General features: G+C 45.3%; 1 protein-coding gene. It reads left to right on the top strand.

Features of this window, described 5'->3' with window-relative positions; genetic code table 11:
- A partial coding sequence (locus GNY06_RS05070; protein ID WP_176589969.1) for a transposase occupies positions 1–212 on the top strand: 212 nt, incomplete at both ends.

Here is a 212-nt window from a genome sequence, read left to right on the forward strand (position 1 = left end):
AAGAAGACCGTGCGTAGTCTAAGTGCTGGCTCATTTGAGTTAGAAACTGATCGTGACCGCCTGGGTACTTTTGAACCTAAGATTATGCCCAAACGCCAGCTAATCATTACCGATGAGCTGGAAGGTAATATCTTATCGATGTACGCTATGGGAGTGAGTACCCGAGCAATGCGGGATTATGTTCAGCAAATGTATGCTATGGAGATTTCTCC

The organism is Elizabethkingia argenteiflava, from assembly GCF_009904105.1.
In the GTDB taxonomy this organism is placed as follows: Bacteria; Bacteroidota; Bacteroidia; order Flavobacteriales; family Weeksellaceae; genus Elizabethkingia; species Elizabethkingia argenteiflava.